9 protein-coding genes are annotated in these 18,941 nt (G+C 74.1%); 2 read left to right on the forward strand and 7 right to left on the reverse strand.

The window, feature by feature from the left end:
• The first annotated feature begins 108 nt into the window (after positions 1–108).
• The gene (locus tag ACIGYR_RS07515; protein ID WP_351207029.1) at positions 109–522 is read left to right on the forward strand and encodes an organic hydroperoxide resistance protein; all 414 of its coding nucleotides are present in this window, start codon (positions 109–111) and stop codon (positions 520–522) included.
• Between the two features lie 58 nt (positions 523–580).
• Here ACIGYR_RS07515 and ACIGYR_RS07520 read toward each other — a convergent pair whose 3' ends face one another.
• The 7 genes from ACIGYR_RS07520 to ACIGYR_RS07550 all read right to left on the reverse strand — a co-directional run bounded on the left by ACIGYR_RS07520 (position 581) and on the right by ACIGYR_RS07550 (position 16,726).
• Positions 581–2,785: a CDP-glycerol glycerophosphotransferase family protein gene (locus ACIGYR_RS07520; RefSeq protein WP_399596450.1), complete on the reverse strand. Its 2,205-nt coding sequence runs from the start codon at positions 2,783–2,785 to the stop codon at positions 581–583.
• Between the two features lie 6 nt (positions 2,786–2,791).
• Positions 2,792–4,993: a CDP-glycerol glycerophosphotransferase family protein gene (locus tag ACIGYR_RS07525; protein WP_399596448.1), complete on the reverse strand. Its 2,202-nt coding sequence runs from the start codon at positions 4,991–4,993 to the stop codon at positions 2,792–2,794.
• Positions 4,994–5,118: 125 nt separating this feature from the next.
• Entirely contained in the window at positions 5,119–7,332 is a 2,214-nt protein-coding gene (locus tag ACIGYR_RS07530) for a CDP-glycerol glycerophosphotransferase family protein (RefSeq protein WP_399596446.1), read from the reverse strand.
• Between the two features lie 155 nt (positions 7,333–7,487).
• A complete protein-coding gene (locus ACIGYR_RS07535) occupies positions 7,488–8,396 on the reverse strand; it encodes a carbohydrate ABC transporter permease (RefSeq protein ID WP_399596444.1) in 909 nt (302 codons plus the stop codon).
• Between the two features lie 186 nt (positions 8,397–8,582).
• Positions 8,583–9,863 carry a carbohydrate ABC transporter permease gene (locus ACIGYR_RS07540; RefSeq protein WP_399596442.1) on the reverse strand — a complete coding sequence of 427 codons (1,281 nt, stop codon included), beginning with the start codon at positions 9,861–9,863 and terminating at the stop codon, positions 8,583–8,585.
• 70 nt (positions 9,864–9,933) lie between these two features.
• Positions 9,934–11,313 (reverse strand): ABC transporter substrate-binding protein, encoded by a 1,380-nt coding sequence (locus tag ACIGYR_RS07545; protein WP_391845003.1) that lies wholly within the window; start codon positions 11,311–11,313, stop codon positions 9,934–9,936.
• A gap of 415 nt (positions 11,314–11,728) precedes the next feature.
• Positions 11,729–16,726 (reverse strand): FHA domain-containing protein, encoded by a 4,998-nt coding sequence (locus ACIGYR_RS07550; protein ID WP_399596439.1) that lies wholly within the window; start codon positions 16,724–16,726, stop codon positions 11,729–11,731.
• Positions 16,727–17,154: 428 nt separating this feature from the next.
• On the opposite strand from ACIGYR_RS07550, the gene ACIGYR_RS07555 reads away from it, so the two are divergent.
• Complete coding sequence (locus ACIGYR_RS07555) at positions 17,155–18,876, forward strand: serine/threonine-protein kinase (protein WP_399596437.1); 1,722 nt, start codon at positions 17,155–17,157, stop codon at positions 18,874–18,876.
• Positions 18,877–18,941: the final 65 nt, after the last annotated feature.

The raw sequence follows: 18,941 nt of genomic DNA on the forward strand, positions 1-18,941 counted from the left end.
CACACGGCATTTAGTTGTACACAACTGAATTGTGTGCTCTACTTATGGTCGTACGGCGGACAGGACAGGGACCGCCGCCACACTCGACTTCCGCAAGGGATGATCTCCATGGACGCGCTCTACACCGCCGTCGCCACCGCGACCCACGGCCGCGACGGCCGTGCCGTCTCCTCCGACGGCAGGATCGACCTCAAGCTCGCCCCGCCGGTGGAGCTGGGCGGCAACGGCGAGGGCACCAACCCGGAGCAGCTCTTCGCCGCCGGCTACGCCGCCTGCTTCGGCAGCGCCCTCGGGCTGGTCGGACGCCAGGCGAAGGTCGACGTCAGCGACGCGGCCGTGACCGCCGAGGTGGGCATCGGCAAGCAGGGCGAGGGCTTCGGCCTGAAGGTGACCCTGCGCGTCGAGCTGCCCGACACCGTGGACCAGGAGACCGGCCGCAAGCTGGTCGAGACCGCCCACCAGGTCTGCCCCTACTCCAACGCCACCCGCGGCAACATCGACGTCGACCTCGTCATCGAGTAACCGCCGGCCCCGTGGCACGGGGGGGCCGGTCCCGGCCGGGGGCCGGCCCCCGCGGCCGTTACGCCGACGCCAGCGCGTCCGGGGCCGACGCCTGGCCCGGAATGCGGACCGCGGGCCAGGGCATCGACTCGCCCAGCAGCAGGACCCGTACGACCCGCTCGGCCGCCCGCCCGTCGTCGAACTCGCAGAACCGCTCCCGGAACCGGGCGCGCAGCCGCGCCGACTCCGCGTCCCGCCACGTGCCCGCGGCGAACAGCCAGGACAGCTCCCGGTACGAGCGCGAGACATGGCCCGGCGGCTCGGCGGTGATGTCGAGATAGGCGCCCCGGCTCGCCGTGAACGACGGCCAGTCGTCGGCGTGCACCACGATCGGCCGGTCGAGGTGGGCGTAGTCGAACATGATGGACGAGTAGTCCGTGACCAGCGCGTCCGCCGCCAGCAGCACGTTGGCCGCCCGCGGCTCGTCGGTCGCGTCGACCACGACCCCGCGCCGGGCCAGCTCCGCGAGGCCCAGGCCCCGCGCGGGACCGTCCGCCAGCGACGGGTGCAGCCGGACCACGAGCGTGCGCCCCTCGCCGAGGTCGGCGGCGAACCGGGCCAGGTCGATCCGGTCCACGTGCCCGCCCCGGCGGTAGTCCCGGCGGGTCGGCGCGTACAGCACGACCGTGTGGTCCGCCGGGATGCCGTGCCGCTCCCGGAAGTCCGAGGCGCCGCCGTTCACCAGCACGTCGTTGCGCGGACTGCCGGTGCGCACCGAGGCGAAGTGGCAGGGGTAGGCCCGCTCCCAGACCAGCTCGGAGTGCCGGTTGGCGACCAGGCTGTAGTCCCAGCGGTCGGCCCGGCGCAGCATCTGCGGCACGTCGAAGCCGAGCCGCGCGCCCGGCTTGTCCAGCAGGTCGGCGCCCAGGTACTTCAGCGGTGTGCCCTGGTGGGTGTGGATGTGCACGCTGCCGGGGCGCTTGACCAGCGTGCCCGGCCAGTTGACGTCGTTGACGAAGAACTTCGCGCGTGCGGTCACCTCCAGATAGCGCCGGGAGCCGACGATCACGTGCTCGACGTCGGGCGGCAGCTGCGCGGCCGTCTCCGCGTCCCGTACCACCCACACCCCGCGCAGCTGCGGCGCGATCTCACGCGCCGCGGCGTACACGGCCGCCGGGTCGCCCAGCAGGCCCCGGTGCGAGGACGCCGAGTACACCACCAGGCCGTCGTCCAGCGGGCGGTGGGCGTGCAGCCCCGCCCAGCCGGTACGGGCCCGCGCGGCGGCCGTCCGGCGCACCCGGTCCGCCCGCCGGGCCGCCATCCGTCCCGCCCGCGCCGCCTGCCGTCGCAGCCGGTAGCTCGTCCAGGAGCCCGCCAGCGCGGCGACCTCGCCGTCCACCAGGGCGCCGGCCGGCCGGTGCCGGCGGAACATCTCCGCCGTACGCCGGAAGAACTCGGCCTTGTCGGCGGGCGGCAGCCGGTCCGGTTTGGCGAGGATGTCCAGGCAGTGCTCGCCCATCTTGCGGTGCAGGTACGGCCGCCAGCCGGCCAGCTCCGGCCGCTCGGCCACGAACGCGAAGACCCGCTCGTACTGGTCGTGGATGTCGAAGTGCTTACGGCTGGTGGTGGACAGGATGTTGCCCTGCCGGCGCTGCCGGTAGTTCAGGCAGATCCGGTCCAAGGCGGCGATCCGGCGGGCGCTGAGCATGACCGGGAAGGTCCAGGGGGTGTCCTCGTAGTAGCCGGGCGGGAACACGAAGCCGTTGTCCGTGACGAACTCCCGGCGGTAGACCTTGTTCCAGACCACCATCAGCAGGTCGAGGATCCGCGGATGCTCCGCGGCGGTGAACGTGTCCGCCCCTGCCTCGGCCAGGACCTGGGCGAGGACGTTGCGCCGGGTGCCGCCCCACCAGTAGGTGCGCGCGTAGTCGAAGACGAGCACGTCCGGCTCGTCGGCCTCGGTGAGCCGGTCGGCGACGGCCCGCAGCGCGCCCGGCGTGAGCGTGTCGTCGCTGTCCAGGAAGAACAGGTAGTCGCCGGTCGCCTCGGGCATGCCCGCGTTGCGGGCCCGGCCGAGACCCACGTTCTCCGGCAGGTGCAGCACCTTCACGCGCGGGTCGCGCGCTGCGTACTCGTCCAGGATCGCGCCGCAGCCGTCCGGGGAGCAGTCGTCCACGGCGATCAGCTCGAAGTCGGCGAAGGACTGCCGGAGCACCGAGTCCAGGCACTCGCGCAGAAAGCCCTGCACCTTGAAACAGGGCACGATCAGACTGAAGCGGGGCACGGCGGGTCAGCTCCTCACGAGGGTCGCGGCGGCGGGGGCGGGGATGCGCTCCGCGAGCGGGATCACGGGCGGGACCGCCTCCGGCGGTTCTCCGAGCAGCACCCGCCGCACCACCCGCTCGGCGGCCCGCCCGTCGTCGAACTGGCAGAACCGCTCCCGGAACGCGGCCCGCAGCGCCCCGGCCTCCGAGCCCCGGTACGAGCCGTCGCGGAAGACGGCGGCCAGCTCCTCGGGGGTCCGGGCGACCACGCCCGGCGGCTCGGCGAGCAGGTCGAAGTAGACGCCCCGGGTCTCCTGGTAGACGTCCCAGTCGTCGGCGTACACGACGATCGGCCGGTCCAGGTTGGCGTAGTCGAACATGATGGACGAGTAGTCGGTGACCAGCGCGTCCGCGGCCAGGCACACGTCCTCCGAGGAGCGGTGCGCGGTGACGTCGATGATCCTGTCCGAGCCCTGGGGGCGGCCCCGGTCGTAGAAGTAGTGGGTGCGCAGCAGCACGACGACGTCCTCACCGGCCGCCGCGCAGAACGCCTCCAGGTCCAGGCCGGTCTCGAAGCCGGTGTGGTGGTCGCGGTGGGTCGGCGCGTACAGCACGGCGGTCATGCCCTCCGGGACGCCCAGTTCGCGCCGGATCCGGGCCACGTCGCGGGCGGTCGCCGTGCAGTAGACGTCGTTGCGCGGATAGCCGTACTCCAGGTGCTCGTAGGAGCCGGGGAAGGCACGCTCCCACATCTGGGTGGAGTGGCGGTTGGCGGAGAGGTTGAAGTCCCAGCGGTCGACCCGGCCCAGCAGCCTGGTGAAGCTGCCGGACCGCGCGGCGACCACCGGGTACGTCGACTGGTCCACGCCCATCGTCTTCAGCGGGGTGCCGTGCTGGGTCTGCAGGTGCACGCTGCCGCGCCGCTTGACGATGCCCTCGGCGAAGTTCGCGTTGTTGATCAGGAACTTGGCGCGGGACAGCACCTCCCAGTAGCGGCGGGAGCCGATCACCACGCACTCGACGTCCCGCGGCACGGCGTGCTCCTGGCCGGCCTCGACGAGGAACACCGAGCGGATGTGCGGGGCGAGTTCACGGGCCTTGGCGTGGATCGCGGCCGGGTTGCAGGCGTAGCCGCGGCCCCAGTAGGCGCAGTACACGGCGAGGTTCTCGTCGAGCGGGCGGCGCAGGTCGCGGGCGTAGCGCAGCCGGGTGCGCAGCATGCGCGGGCGCGGCAGCCGCCGGGCGGCGCCGTCGACGGCCCGGCGGCTGCCGCGCAGCGCACGAAAGGCGGTGTACGCGCCCGACGCCAGCAGCCGGTGCTGCACGCCCAGACTGCCGTCCGGCACCCGGTGCCCGGCCGGCCGGTGCTTCCGGTAGAGCCGGGCCGCGCGGCGGAAGAACGCCCGGTGCCCGGAGGGCAGCCGCTCCGGCCGGGACGCCGTCTTCAGCACCACGGCGAACAGCTGGTCGAACAGGGGGCCGGTCCGCTCGATGGGCAGGGCGTGCTCGGCCGCCCCGGTCAGCACCCGCTCCACCTGGTCCAGCAGATCGTGCTGGTGCGGCCCGGGCAGATTGAGCCGGCTGCCCTGGCGGCGCAGCCGGTGCCGTACGACGGTCCGGCGCAGCACCGCGATCCGCCCGGCGGCGACACCGACCAGCCCGCCCCACCCGAGATCGGTGAAGTGACCGTCGGGAAAGGTGAGTTCCCGCTCGATGAGGAAGGCACGGCGGTAGACGGCGCTCCACGCCGGCAGCTGGACGCCGGTCAGCTTGGGCAGCTCGACGGGAGCGAAGGCGCCCCGCGGAGCTTCCGCGAGCAGCGGCGCGGCCGGATTCGTCGGCTCGCCCTCCCACCAGGGGACGCGCTCGTGCTCGGCGTACAGCACATCCACGTCCGCGATCTCCGACAGCCGGGCGTCCAGCGCGGCCAGTGCGCCCGGCAGCAGCAGGTCGTCACCGTCCAGGAACAGCAGATACGTGCCGGTCGCCGCCGCCATCCCGGCGTTGCGCGCCCCGCTCGGACCGGCGGACGGCGGCGAGTGGACCGGGGTCACCCGGGAGTCCCGCTCGGCGTACCCGGCCGCCACCGCTGCCGCCGGGGCGTCGGGGGCGTCGCAGACCGGGATCAGCTGGAGGTCGCCGAAGGACTGGCCGAGGACCGAGTCCAGCGCCTGGGACAGCCGGCCGGCGACCCCGTGGGAGGGGACGATGATGCTGAAGCGGGGCATGTGGTTCTTTCTGTCGTCGTGCGGACGCGGCCGGGCCGTCCCGCCGGACGCCAGGTGGACGGCCGGCTCGGGCTGGGCCGCGTCGAGCCGAGGGGCATGGGAACTCCCGGAAGGACCAACGGTGTTCAGTGGCTCCCGGTGACGGGAAGGGGGCCGGAAGGTTGCGGCACGGTGGCCAGCGGGGAGCGCGCGCAGGCCGACGGCACCGGTGTCCGGTCCGCGAGCGGCACCACCGGCGGCAGCTCCGTCTCGCCCAGCACCACCCGCCGTACGACCCGCTCGGCGGCGCGCCCGTCGTCCCACGGGCAGAACCGCTGCCGGAACGCCGCCCGCAGCTGCGCCGAGCGCGAGCCGCGCCAGTGCCCGGTGGCGAAGATGTCGATCAGCTCGTCCTCGCTGCGTGCCACCGCGCCCGGCGGGAAGGCGGGCAGGTCGACATAGACGCCGCGGGCCGCCTCGTACGCCGTCCAGTCCTCGGCGTGCACCACGATCGGCCGGTCCAGGCCCGCGTAGTCGAACAGCACGGGCGCGTAGTCGGTGAGCAGCGCGTCCGAGGCGAGACACAGGGCGGCCAGGTCCGGGTGGCCGGAGACGTCGATGATCCGGGTGCCCTGCACCGGGCAGTGGGCGCGGGCCAGGAGCACGAAGCGCGGGCCCAGGCGGCGCAGGACCCGCTCCAGGTCGAGCAGCGGGCGCTGGGTGCGCCGGTGATCGCGGTACGCAGGCGCGTACAGCACCGCGACCGCGCCCTGTGGAACGCCCAGCGAGGCGCGCAGCCGGGCCACGTCCGCCGTGGTCGCCCGCTGGAAGACGTCGTTGCGGGGCAGCCCGTACTCCAGCGTGGCGTAGCGGCCCGGGTGCACCCGTTCCCAGGTCAAGGTGGCGTGCCGGTTGCCGGACAGGACGTAGTCCCACTGGTCCACGCCCCGCAGCAGTTCCGCGAAGTCCGTGTCCCGGGCCGCCGCCGGGTGCTCCAGCAGATCGAGGCCCGCGTGCCCCAGCGGGGTGCCCTGCTGGGTCTGCACGAAGACCTGCCCGGCCCGCTTGCGCAGCCGCCCCTCGAAGCCGGCGTCGCTGACCAGGTACCGGGAGCGGGCCAGCGCCGACCAGTAGGCGGCCGTGCCGGGCGTCAGCCGGCGCGGACCCGGCGGCGCCGCGTGCTCCTGCCCGGGCCGGGCGATCCACGCCGTGCTCAGGTGCGGGGCGTGCGTGCGGAACGCCTCCTCCAGCGCGGCCGGATCGCCGCGCCCCTCCCGGGCGGCGAACACCGCCCGGTCCGGGCGCAGCGGCAGCCGCAGCTGGATCCGGTAGTGCAGCTGGAGCGCACCGGTGCGCAGGGCGCGGGCCAGCCGTGCCGCGGACTTCCGCGTGCGCCGGCGGACGGCCGCGGCCAGCCGGAGCGCCCGGAACGTGCGGTGCAGGCCGAAGCGGAGCAGGGCGTGCCGCGTCCGGAGCCGGGTCCCCGGCACGCGGTAGCGGCGGTAGTGCTCGCGGGCCCGGCGCAGGAAGTCGCCGTGACTGCCGCGCGGCAGCCGGCCCCGCCGGGTGAACACCACCGCGTAGTGGTCGACCATCCGCTGGAACAACTCGGGCCGCCAGCGGGCGAGTTCGGGCCGTTCCTCGACGTACGCGAACACCCGCTCGTACTGCTCGAACAAGTCGAAGTGCCGGCGGCTGGTGGTGCCCAGGATGTTGCCCTGCCGGCGCTGCCGGTAGTGCACGCAGACCCGGTCCAGGGTGGCGATCGACTCGGCCGTCAGCAGCACCGGGAAGGTCCAGGGGGTGTCCTCGTAGTAGCCCGGCGGGAACGTGAATCCGTGGGCCCGCACGAACTCGCGCCGGTACGCCTTGTTCCAGGCCACCATCAGCACCCGCAGCAGCCCCGGCCGGTCCTCCAGCCGGAACGGCGCCGGGCCCTGTTCGGTGAGGTGGGCGGCGAGCTGGTTGCGCACCTGACGGCCGTCCCAGTAGGTGCGCGCGTAGTCGAAGACCAGGACGTCCGGGTCGCCGGTCTCCTTGAGCCGGTCGGCGACCGACCGCAGCGCGTCCGGGGTGAGCGTGTCGTCGCTGTCCAGGAAGACCAGGTAGTCACCGGTCGCCTCCGCCATGCCCGCGTTGCGGGCGCGGCCCAGCCCCTGGTTCTCGGGTAGGTGCAGGGGCTTCACGCGCGCGTCCCGGGCCGCGTACTCGTCGATGATCTCGCCGCAGGCGTCGGGTGAGCAGTCGTCGACGGCGATCAGTTCCAGATCGGGATACGACTGCGAGAGCACCGAGTCCAGGCACTCGGAGAGATACGCCTGGACCTTGTGCGCGGGGACGATGACACTGAACCTGGGCAAGGGACATCCATGGGTCGGTCGGCGCGGGCGTTCTGCCCGGGAACGGCCGATGGAGTGACTTGGTTACGGTTCCGTACGGCATTCGGGCTACTTCAGGTGAACGCGAAGGGGCGGTCCCCTGACGGCCCGCCCCTCCGAACGCCTCCCTTTCGTGGTTACTTGACCGCTCCCGCCATCACCCCGGTCACGAACTGCTTCTGGAACGCGAAGAACACGGCCAGCGGGATCACCATCGAGATGAACGCACCGGGCGCCAGCACGTCGATGTTGTTGCCGAACTGCCGTACCTGCGTCTGGAGGGCGACCGTGATCGGCTGCGTTCCCGACTTGGTGAACACCAGGGCGACCAGCATGTCGTTCCACACCCACAGGAACTGGAAGATGCCGAGCGAGGCGATCGCCGGGCCGCCCAGCGGCATCACCACCCGTGCGAACAGGCGCAGTTCGCCCGCGCCGTCCAGCCGGGCCGCCTCCAGCAGCTCGCGCGGGATCTCCGCGAAGAAGTTCCGCAGCAGGAACACCGCGAACGGCAGACCGAACCCGGTGTGGAACAGGATCACCCCGAAGATCGTCCCGAACAGCCCCAGCTTGCCGAACAGTTCGGCGATCGGGATCAGCGCCACCTGCACGGGTACCACCAGCAGGCTCACCACGCCCAGGAACCACCAGTCCCGCCCCGGGAACTCCATCCACGCGAACGCGTACCCGGCCAGCGCCCCGATCACCACGACCAGGGCGGTCGCCGGAACCGTGATCAGCACCGTGTTCAGCAGGGAGCTGGTGATGTCGGAGTTCTCCAGCAGCTTCTGGTAGCTGTCGACGGTGAGCTGGGACGGCTTGGAGAACACCGTCCACCAGCCGCTCGCGCTCATGTCCTGCGGCGCGCGCAGCGAGGAGACGAGCAGTCCGATGGTGGGCACCAGCCAGAACAGGCCCACGACGATCAGCACCACGCGGACCAGTCCGCCGCTCAGTTTCTCGGCGACACGGGAACCGACCGACTGCCTGGCCCCGGCCGTCCGGACCGGCTCGGCCTTCCCGACGCTCCCGACGGTCACCGTCATCGCCGCACCTCCCGCCGCAGCCGGCGAATATTGCTGTGCCGTCCCGGGGGGCGACCCCCGGACCCCCGGCCGTTGTCAGGCGCATCCGGCGTCATCGCCGCACCTCCCGCCGCAGCCGGCGAATATTGCTGTGCCGTCCCGGGGGGCGACCCCCGGACCCCCGGTCGTTGTCAGGCGCATCCGGCGTCATCGCCGCACCTCCCGCCGCAGCCGGCGAATATTGAAGAGCATCACCGGGATCACCAGCAGCAGCAGGAACACCGAGATGGCGCTCGCGATGCCCGGCTGGCTCTCCGCGAAGCCCTTGCGGTACAGCTCCAGCGCCAGCACGTTCGCGTCGTCCTGGGAGGAACCCGGCGCGATGATGAACACGAGGTCGAACACCTTCAGCACGTTGATCATCAGCGTGACGACGACGACCGCCAGCACCGGTGCCAGCAGCGGCACGGTGACCTTGCGGAACACCTGCCACTCGGAGGCGCCGTCCACCCGTGCCGCCTCCAGCAGCTCCCGGGGCACGCCCGCGAGGCCGGCCGCGATCAGCACCATCGCGAAGCCCGCCCACATCCACACGTACGCCCCGATGATCGACGGCGTGACCAGCGCCGGGCCGAGCCAGTCGACCCCGTTGTAGGGCTCCTTGAAGTTGCTCGCGGGCAGCCTGAGGCGAGCCCCGTCGGCCGACGCGGGCAGGGTGAAGGTGCCGTCACCGGCCGCCTTCGCCGAGGCGACCACCTTGCCGTCCTTCACCGCCTCGATCAGCATCCCGGCATAACCCACCTCGGACGCATCGGGCGCGCCCAGCTTGCCGACGCCCTTGCCGCGGGTGAAGTCCTGCCAGGTGGTGCCGGTGACCTTCGCCGGCTCCGGACGGGCGGCGGCGGCCTTCTCCGCGCCGTCCGGCAGCTGTTCCGGGGCGACGCCGACGAGCGGCAGGGTGACCGGCTGCCCGGCGTGCACGGCGGCCCTGGTGACGAAACCGCCGCCCTCGGCCACCAGCGGCGACCGGCGGCCCGGGTGGGCCTTCGGGAACGCCGACGCCTGCGCGAACGTGTCGTGCACGCCCACCCACACCGCGTTCGCGACGCCCTTGTCCGGGTCCTGGTCGTACACCAGCCGGAAGATGATCCCGGCGGCCAGCATCGAGATCGCCATCGGCATGAAGACGACCAGCTTGAACGCCGTTCCCCAGCGCACCCGTTCGGTCAGCACCGCGAAGACGAGACCGAGCGCGGTGGAGACGGTCGGCGCGAACACCACCCAGATGACGTTGTTCTTCAGGGCGGTCCGGATGCCGTCGTCGGTGAAGAGCGACTTGTAGTTGTCGACGCCGGCGAAACCGTCGCCGGAGGCGTTGTAGAAGCTGCGGACGAGCGAGTACCCGATCGGGTAGACCACGAGCGCGCCGAGCAGTACCAGCGCGGGCAGCAGGAACAGGGCTGCCACGGTCCTGCGGGTGCCGGTCACGCTCTTGCGACTGCGGGGCGCGGCGGGGCCCGGTGGGGCCCCGGCCGCCGCTGCCGACGCCATGGCCGGATCAGCCCCCGTTCCCGTAGGCCGCCGCCGCGTCCTTCTCCAGCTTCGCCTGGGCGCCCGCGATGTCCTTCGGGTTCTTCAGGAAGTCCTGGAGGTCCTTCCACTCACCCTTGCCGGGCGTCCCGCCGAATGCCTGCGGGGCCTGGTCGGACATGTCGAACCGGAAGTCGTCGCCGGACGCGATCAGCGCCTTGGCGATCTTCTGCTGCACCGCGTTCGGGTACGCCGACACCGGTACGTTCTTGTTCGGGGAGAGGTAGCCGCCGAGCTTGGCCTGGATGGTGGCCGCGTCCGGGGAGGCGAGGAAGGTCATCAGCGCCTGCGCCGCCTTGGAGTCCTTCAGGATCACGGCCGCGTCACCGCCGGAGACCACCGGCGCGGCCGAGCCGACGGCCGGGAACGGGAACACCTTCGCGTCCGTGCCCACTTTCGCCTTGGTCTCACCGATGTTGACCTGCACGAAGTCGCCCTCGTAGACCATCGCGGACTTCGGCTGGTCGCCGCCGGTGAAGGTCTGGGTGACCGACTGCGGGAACTCCGTCTGCAGCGCGCCGTCCTGGCCGCCCGCCAGATAGTCCTTCTTGGCCCAGATCTGGGCGAGGGTGGTCAGCGCCTGCTTCACCGACGGATCGGTCCACTTGATCTTGTGCTGGGCGAGCTGGTCGTATTTCTCCGGTCCGGCCTGGGAGAGGTAGATGTTCTCGAACCAGTCGGTCAGCGGCCAGCCGTCCGCTCCGGCCACCGAGAACGGCGTGACCCCGGAGTCGTACACCGCCTGCGACGCGGTCAGCAGGTCCTGCCAGGACTTCGGCTCCTGGGCGCCCGCGTTCTCGAAGACCTTGGCGTTGTACCAGATCAGCGACTTGTTGGCGGCCTTGTAGTAGACGCCGTACTGCTTGCCGTCGACCTTGCCGATGTCCTGCCAGCCCTGTGAGTAGTTCTTCGCCAGCTCCTTCTGGCCCTCCGGCCCGACGGGCTTGGCCCAGCCCTTCTGCACGGCCTGCTTGATGGCGCCGGGCTGCGGCAGCAGCGCGACGTCCGGCGGCTGGCCGCCCGCGATCTTCGAACCGAGGAAGTTGATGATCGGGTCCTGCGCGGGCACGAAGGTGACCTTCGCGCCGGTGCGCTTCTCGAACTCGGCGAGGACCTTCTTGAAGTTGGCCTGCTCACCACCGGTCCAGACGGCCGCCACCTCCAGACGGGCGCCGTTCAGTTTCGGCAGGGAGACGGTGGAGCCGGTGGCCCCGTCGCTCTTCTCCCCGTTGTCCTTCTTGTCGTTGTCACTGCTGGAGCAGGCGGTGAGCGCGAGGGCTCCGGTGAGCAGGGCGGCGAGTGTGGTGACGGCCCTGTGGGTGTGGAACGTGCTGCTCTTGCTGTGCATCACTTCCCCGTTCGGTCGTTCTCCGTTGAACGTCGTTGAACGTCAGATCTCTGTCCCGTGCGGTCCGGTGTACGCCGGGCCGCTCCGGGCGGGCAAGAGCGCCTGCGGTGTCAACCGGTGCATCGTGACCGGCTCGTGACCAGGGGTGCATGCGTGCCGGTTTCCGGCGGCCGGGGACAGCCGGTTCAGCTGGGTCCTGTCTGCCACTTCGCGTGATCGCCCCGAACGCGACGGACGGCAAGCGTCGGACAGCGCTTGCGCGGCAGGCGGGAAGTGGCGGAGAGGTCCTGCGCGGCTGGCGGGAAGTGGCGGAGAGGTCCTGCGCGGCAGGCGGGGAGTGGCGGAGAGGTCGCGCGCGGCAGGCGGGTAGCGTCGGACAGGTTCTACGCGACCGAGGGGAAGCGTCGGACAGGTCCTAGAGGAGTGACGGCACCTCCGCCGCCGCGACCTCCCGGGCCGCCCGCTCCACCGCGCTCGCCAGCAGGGCCAGGTCCGTCGGGCCGTTGCCCAGCTCCCGCACCGGCCGGCGGGCCGGGGGGTCACCCATGCGCTGCCAGTCCAGCGGGACCACCGTGGGCCGCTGTGTCGCGGTACGCGGGATACGGCCGGTCACCCGGCCGCCCTGGAAGCCCACGGTCCGCCCGTCCGCGTACGCCAGCCGCCCCCGTCCCGGCGCCGGCTGGTCCGGCCCGGGCTGCGGGGCGTCCAGTACGACCCGCAGGGCCGCCCGGCGCGCCGTCTCCGACTCCGCCGTACGTCCCCCGGCCGCGGCCGCCGCCACCAGATGCACACCGAGCCGCTCGCCCTCCCGGGCCACCGCCTCCAGCGCCCGTATCACCGACCCCGCGGCGGGCCGGCCCGGCGAACCGAGCGCGGGGGAGACCAGCGCGTCCAGGTCGTCGACGACCACCACGAGCCGGGGCAAGGGCGGCGCCGCGCCGGCGCGCCGCCGGGCCGCCGCGCCCGGCCGCAGCCGCAGGGTGGAGCTGGGCGGCGTTTCTATGTCACCGGAGGCGGAAGAGGACGTGCGCTGCGCGAGCATGTCCCCGGCGGCGGACGTGCGCTGCGCCACCATCCGGCCGGACACCTCCCGCCCGGCGTGCCACCGGGCGAAGTCCGTCCGGCCCAGCAACTCCGCGCGGCGCTTCAGCTCGGCCGTCAGCGACTGGGCGAACTCCCGCATGCGCACCGGGTCGTTGGCGATCAGGTGAGTGGTCACATGCGGTATGTCCGTGCACGCGCGCAGGCCCTCGCCGTGCCCGGCGCCCGTGCCCACCCCGTCCCGGCCGTCGAGCAGCACCACGGCCAGCCGGTCCGGCCGCTCGCCGGCGGCGAGCGAGGTGACCACGGCCCGCAGCAGCTCGGTCCGGCCGCTGCCCACCGGCCCCTCGATCAGCAGGTGCGGCCCGTCGGCCACGAGGTCGGCGGTGAGCGGCCCGCGCGGCCCGGCACCCAGTACCGCCCGCGCCCGTCCGCCCAGCGCCTCCGCGTCGTCGGCCGCGTCCGCCCAGCGCGCCATCAGCGAGGCGGGGGTGGCGCGGGCCAGCCCCAGCTCGTCCAGGAGCCGCGCCGACTGCGGCAGCGGCGCGGACACGCGCGCGTCCGGCTCGCCGGGCGGGCCGTCCGGGCGCAGCGGTGCCAGCGCCCGCGCGAACCGCTCCGCCCAGGCGGCGGAGACGGCGTCCACGGTGGCGGGCGTACCGGGGCCGACGGGACCGCCCGGGGCCACCCGCAGCAGCTGAAGACCGGCGGCGACGTCTCCGCTGAGCACCGCCACGGCACCGCAGTGCCGGAAGGTCGGCGTCACCTCGCAGGCGGCCTCGTACGTCCGCGTCACGGACGAAGCGGGCGAGGCGGGCTCGGTCTCGGCGAGACAGACCACATGGATCCCGGCCCGCGGTCCGGTCACGGCCAGCCGCGCGAGGGCGTCCCGCAGCGCGGAGCCGCCCGGATCCCCGTCCACGACGACGACGGTGTACGGCCCCGCGAAGCCGCCGGCACCGGCGGGGCCGGCGTCTTCCCTGGCCCAGGAGGGGCGGCGGGCGGGGCCTTCGCTGTCGGGATGAACGCTGTCGGGATGAACAGGGTCGAGACGCGAGGGAGCGTGCCCGGTGGGGCCCCCACCGGCCCCAACGACTCCGTTCCCCCTGACGACGGCTCCGTGGCTTGCGGCGGCTCCGTAGCTCGCGGACGTTCCGTGGTTCACGGGCGTTCCGTGATGCGTGGGGGCGGTTCCATGGGCGCCGGGGGTGTTTGCGTGGTTCGTGGGGGCGGTTGCGTGGTTCGCGGGGTTGGTTGCGTGGCTTCCGGGGGCGGCCGGAGTGGCGGTGCCGGGGGTGTACGTGCCCGCTGGATCGGGGGCGGTGCCGGGGGCGTACGTGCCCGCTGGATCTGGGGTGGGGCTCGGGGCGTACGTGCCCGCCGGGTCCGGGGTGGGGCTGGGGGCGTACGTGCCCGCCGGGCCGGGGGTGGAGCTGGGGGCGTACCTGTCCGCTCGGTCGGGGGCGGTGCCGTGAGCGGGCATGCCGGGGGCGCTGTGGTGTGCGGAGTGCGGGCCAGGTGCGGGGGTGCGCGGGACTCCCTGGTGCGGGTTCGCTGCGTGGGTGCCCGGGCGCGCCAGGCGGGGGTCGGCTGCGGGGGCGCCGGGGGCTCCAGGGTGGGGGCCGGCCGCGTAGGTGCCTGGGCTTCCGGAGTACGGGTCGTCCGCGGGGGTGCGCGGCGTTCCGGGGCGTGGGTCGTCCGCGGGGGTGCGCGGCGTTCCGGGGCGGGGGCCGGCCGCGGGGGTGCCGGAACTTGCCGGGTACGGGCCGGCTGCCGGACCGCCGCCGGGCCCGGGGTGGGCGCCGGGGCCGGGCAGGCCGGGCGCCGGGATGGGGGTGCCCGGTGCGGGGGCGCTCGGTGCGGACATGCCGGCCGGGCTCGGCGCCGCGTCCCCATCAGGGGCACCGGGCATGCCAGCCGGTGTCGTCCCGCCCTGGGCTCCGGACGCTGCGATCCCGTCTTGACCTCGGGAGAGTCCGATGTCGTCTCGGACTCGGGACGGCGCGATCCCGGCCTGGGCTCCGGTCGGTGCGACCCCGCCTTGGCCTCTGGAAGACCCGATCCCGCCTTGAGCTCCGGTCGGTGCGATCCCGCCCTGGCCTCGGAACGGCCCGATCCCGTCGTGGACTCCGGTCGGTGCGACCCCGCCCTGACTTCCCGAGGGCCCGATCCCGCCCCGGCCGCCGGCTGCCGCCGGGTCCGCGCCGCGCGCCGCGGCGGCGTTCGGGTCCGCGTCGCGCGCCGTGGCGGGGTGGGCCGTCGTCCGGCCCGTCGCCGCGTGGTCCTCCACCCGGCGCAGCAGTTCCTCCGTGCGGGCCGCCGCCTGTTCGCGGTCGTAGGCCAGCAGCAGGCGGCAGTCCTGGCCGTGGCCCGGCCGGACATGCGGGAGCCAGCCCAGCCAGCCCCACTCGGCCGTACGCTCCGCCACCGGCCGCGTGTGGTCCGCGCTGATCAGCACGATCTCCAGCAGGTCGGGGGAGTGCAGCGCGGTGAGCTGGGCGAGCACCGCGCGGGCCAGCCCCGACAGCCGGGGGCGTGGACCGGCCAGGCCCAGCGCTCCCGCCTCGCGCAGCGCGGCGGTCACCGGCACCGCGGGCAGCAGGCTCGAGCCGTCCGGTGCGCTCCGGTCGGCCGTCCCGAGCCGCACGGTCAGGGCCTCGGGGTGGCCCGGGCCGCGCTCCCACAGTCGGGGCCCGGGGCCCAGCGCGGTGAGCAGCAGGGCGGCCGGATCCGGCCAGGTCTCGGGTTGCCGCGGGACACCGGCCGTCGGGGTTCCGGCGGCGCGGGCGGCCGTGCCGTCGTACGCCGTGGGGCCGGTCGGCTGCTCCCCGCGCCCGCCGGTCAGCCGGCGCGCCCAGGCTCCGAGCCCGCGCCGCCGGGGGCCCTGGCGGGTGTCGTGCGGAGCGTCGGTGTCTCCAGGGCGGATGCCCCGCGGGACGTCCGTGCCCCTGACCGGGGTGCCCTTACGGCCGCCCGTCCGCGGGGCCTCGCCGCCCTGCGCACCGGAGTACGCGGCGCCGGGCGTCCTTCCCGGGCCGGCGGCACCGAAGCGCCCCGCGTGCGTGTCCGCACCGGACGCCGTGCCGGCCGCACCTGAGCCCGTGCCCCAGCCGTCCACGCTCGACGCCGTGCCGGCCGCACCGGAGCCCGTGCCCCGGCCCTCCAGGCCGGACGCGCCGGAGTCCGTGTCCCAGCCGTCCACGCCGGACGCCGTGCCGGTCGCAGCGGAGCCCATGCCTCGGCCCTCCACGCCGGACGCCGTGCCGGCCGCAGTGGAGTCCGTGTCCCAGCCGTCCACGCCGGACGCCGTGCCGGACGCGCCGGAGCCCGCCCCCCGGCCGTCCACGCCGGACGCGCCGGAGCCCGCTCCCCTGCTCTCCCGACCGGACGCACCGGAGCCCGTCCCCCGGTCCTCCATGCTCGGCGCCCCGGCCTGCCCCGGTACCACGGGTGACTGCCCGCGCCGGTGCTCCTGAGCGCCCGGACCACCGCCGGAGGCACCCCAGCCGGCCGAGTCGTAGGCGCCATAGGCGTGCTGTGCCGGCACCCCGCGCGCGGGCTGGCCGCCGTCGGGGGAAGCGAGAGCGGGGGCAGGAGCGGAGGCGGAGGCGGAGGAGGCGGGTGCGGAGGCGGGGGAGGCGGTGGCCGGTGGTCGTGGGGGGACGGTGGCCGTGTCCGGGGAACCGCCGTCCCCGCCCTCGGGGGCGATCCGCACACACCCCTCCCCGTCGGGCACCGTACGGACCCGCATCCCGGGGCCGCCGGACGGCGTGACCCGCAGGGCGGACTCGCCGATCCTCAGCAGGCCCCCGGCGGGGAACCGCACCGGCCGGTCGGTCACGCGCGTGCCGTCGAGGGAGGTGCCGTTCGTGGAGCCGAGGTCGGCGACCGAGACGCGGCCGTCCGCGCCGACGGTGACCACGCAGTGCAGACGGGAGACGTCGGGGTCGTCCAGCGGGACGTCGGCGTCGGCGGAGCGGCCGACGGTGATCCGGCCGCCGTGCAGCAGATGGACCCCGCCCGCGTCCGGGCCCGCGACCACGTGCAGCTGGGTCGGGGCGTCGTCCAGCTCGGGGTGCGGCTCGGGAGCCGCCGGGGCGCCCAGGGACAGCACGGCGCCGTCGACCAGCGGGGGCTCGCCCAGGGTGCACCGGCGGGGATCGAGCCGCTCGGCGCCCGCGTACAGCACCACGGAGGCGCCGCCGGTCTCCCGGCCGGCGCCGCCCTCGCCGGTGACCGCCCCGGCCAGCGTCGACGCGACGGCGGCCAGTTCCGTGCCCGTGGGCGCCGTGACCAGCACGTCGCGGCTCGCGGCGCGACCCCGCTGCGGGGTCGGGCCGAGCGGGTCTACGACGGTCAGCCGGATCTGCATCGGCGTCAGCGGTCCCTTCTGCGCGGGTCTGCGCGGGCGCGGACTTCCCCCCACCCCACACGAACACGTCGGCCAGTAGCCGCTGGTGCCCTCCCAGCGAGCTGCTGAAGGCATCCTCGCACCTGCCACCGACGACTCGCCCGGGACCCGGACACAAGTGATCTTGATTGGTCGGCTCTGCCCCCAAAAATGCCTGACCAGTACCCCGCCGGCGATCAGTTGAGATCGGTCACGTCCGGTCCCGGCAACCAGGGGGCCGGGACAGGCGTCTTCCCGTCGAACCCCCCGAACGGGCCCGGGAACGCGTGCGCAATGCCCTGGAGCAACGCGTACGTAGTGCCCTGGAGCACGGCACTACAGTGGGTCGGAACACCGGAACACCGGAACGCAGGCAAGCAAGAAACAGCGATCAGCAGGGAGCGCGTGACGTGCGGCCAGTCGGCAGCAAGTACCTGCTTGAGGAGCCGCTCGGACGCGGCGCCACAGGCACCGTCTGGCGTGCGCGCCAGCGCGAGACCGCGGGCGCCGAGGCGGCCGTGGCCGGGCAGCCGGGCGAGACGGTCGCGATCAAGGTCCTGAAAGAGGAGCTGGCGAGCGACCCGGACATCGTGATGCGTTTCCTGCGGGAGCGCTCCGTCCTGCTCCGGCTGACGCATCCGAACATCGTCCGGGTCCGCGACCTGGTCGTCGAGGGCGACCTGCTGGCCCTGGTGATGGACCTCGTCGACGGCCCCGACCTGCACCGCTACCTGCGCGAGAGCGGGCCCTTCAGCCCGGTCGGCGCCGCGCTGATGACGGCCCAGATCGCCGACGCCCTCGCCGCGAGCCACGCCGACGGCGTCGTCCACCGCGACCTGAAGCCCGCCAACGTGCTGCTCATGCAGTACGACGGCCAGATGCACCCGATGCTGACCGACTTCGGCATCGCCCGCCTCGCCGACTCCCCGGGCCTGACCCGCACCCACGAGTTCGTCGGCACGCCCGCGTACGTCGCCCCGGAGTCCGCCGAGGGCCGCCCGCAGACCTCCGCCGTCGACATCTACGGCGCCGGCATCCTGCTGTACGAGCTGGTCACCGGCCGCCCGCCGTTCTCCGGCGGCAGCGCCCTGGAAGTCCTGCACCAGCACCTGAGCGCCGAGCCGCGCCGCCCCTCCACCGTCCCGGACCCGCTGTGGACGGTCATAGAGCGCTGCCTGCGCAAGAACCCCGACGAGCGGCCCAGCGCCGAGAACCTCGCGCGCGGGCTGCGGGTCGTCGCCGAGGGCATCGGCGTGCACGCGAACTCCGCGCAGATCGCCGCGGCCGAGGGCGTCGGCGCGCTGCTCGCGCCCGACCCGGCCCCGGCCGCCGTCCCGGGCGTGCCCGGCGCCGCCGACCCCACCCAGGTGCTGCCGACGAACGCGCCGCAGGGGGCGTACGACCCGAACGCCGCGACCAGCGTGCTGCCGCACACCGGCGGCCCGGCCGGCGCCGCCGACCCCACCGCCGTCCTGCCGAACACGGGCGCCGCGGACCCGACGGCCGTTCTGCCGCCCGTCCCGCCGGGACAGCCGGGGCAGGGCCAGTACGGTCAGCAGGGCCAGCAGGGCCAGCAGGGCGAGCAGCAGCCGCACCCCTGGCAGACGCAGCTGAGGGCGGCTCGCGACCGCAACGACCAGACGCAGGTCCAGTACCTGGACCCGGACGAGGACCCGCTGCGCCGCCGCCCCCAGCGGCAGGTCGCACCCCGGCCCCAGCAGCAGCCGCGCCCGGCCCCGCAGGGCCGTCCGCAGCAGCCGCAGCCGCGCGGCCGGCAGCGTCCGCAGCAGGCTCCGGGGTACGGCTACCCGCAGCAGCAGCCCCAGCAGTACGCCCCGCCGCAGCAGCCCCAGCGGTACGCGCCGCCCGAGCCGCAGCGGCCCGCGCGAGAGCCCCGGGAGCCGCGGCAGCGCAGTGCCAACCCGACGAAGATCCCCGGCCTCGGCTGCCTGAAGGGCTGCCTGTTCACGATCGTCATCCTGATCGTGGCCAGCTGGCTGGTCTGGGAGCTGACCCCGCTGCAGGACTGGATCGGCACCGGCAAGGGCTACTGGGACCAGCTGAGCGACTGGGCCGGCAAGGTGGGCCACTGGGTCAAGGATCTGGGCGGCTCGTCCGGCAGCGGAAACTGATCGCCGGGTTGGGGATTTGTCGACACCTGCCGGGTGATTTCCGTCTCCGCGGTGAAGGTTGGCTC

Source organism: Streptomyces sp. NPDC053076, assembly GCF_044546845.1.
Lineage (GTDB): Bacteria > Actinomycetota > Actinomycetes > Streptomycetales > Streptomycetaceae > Streptomyces.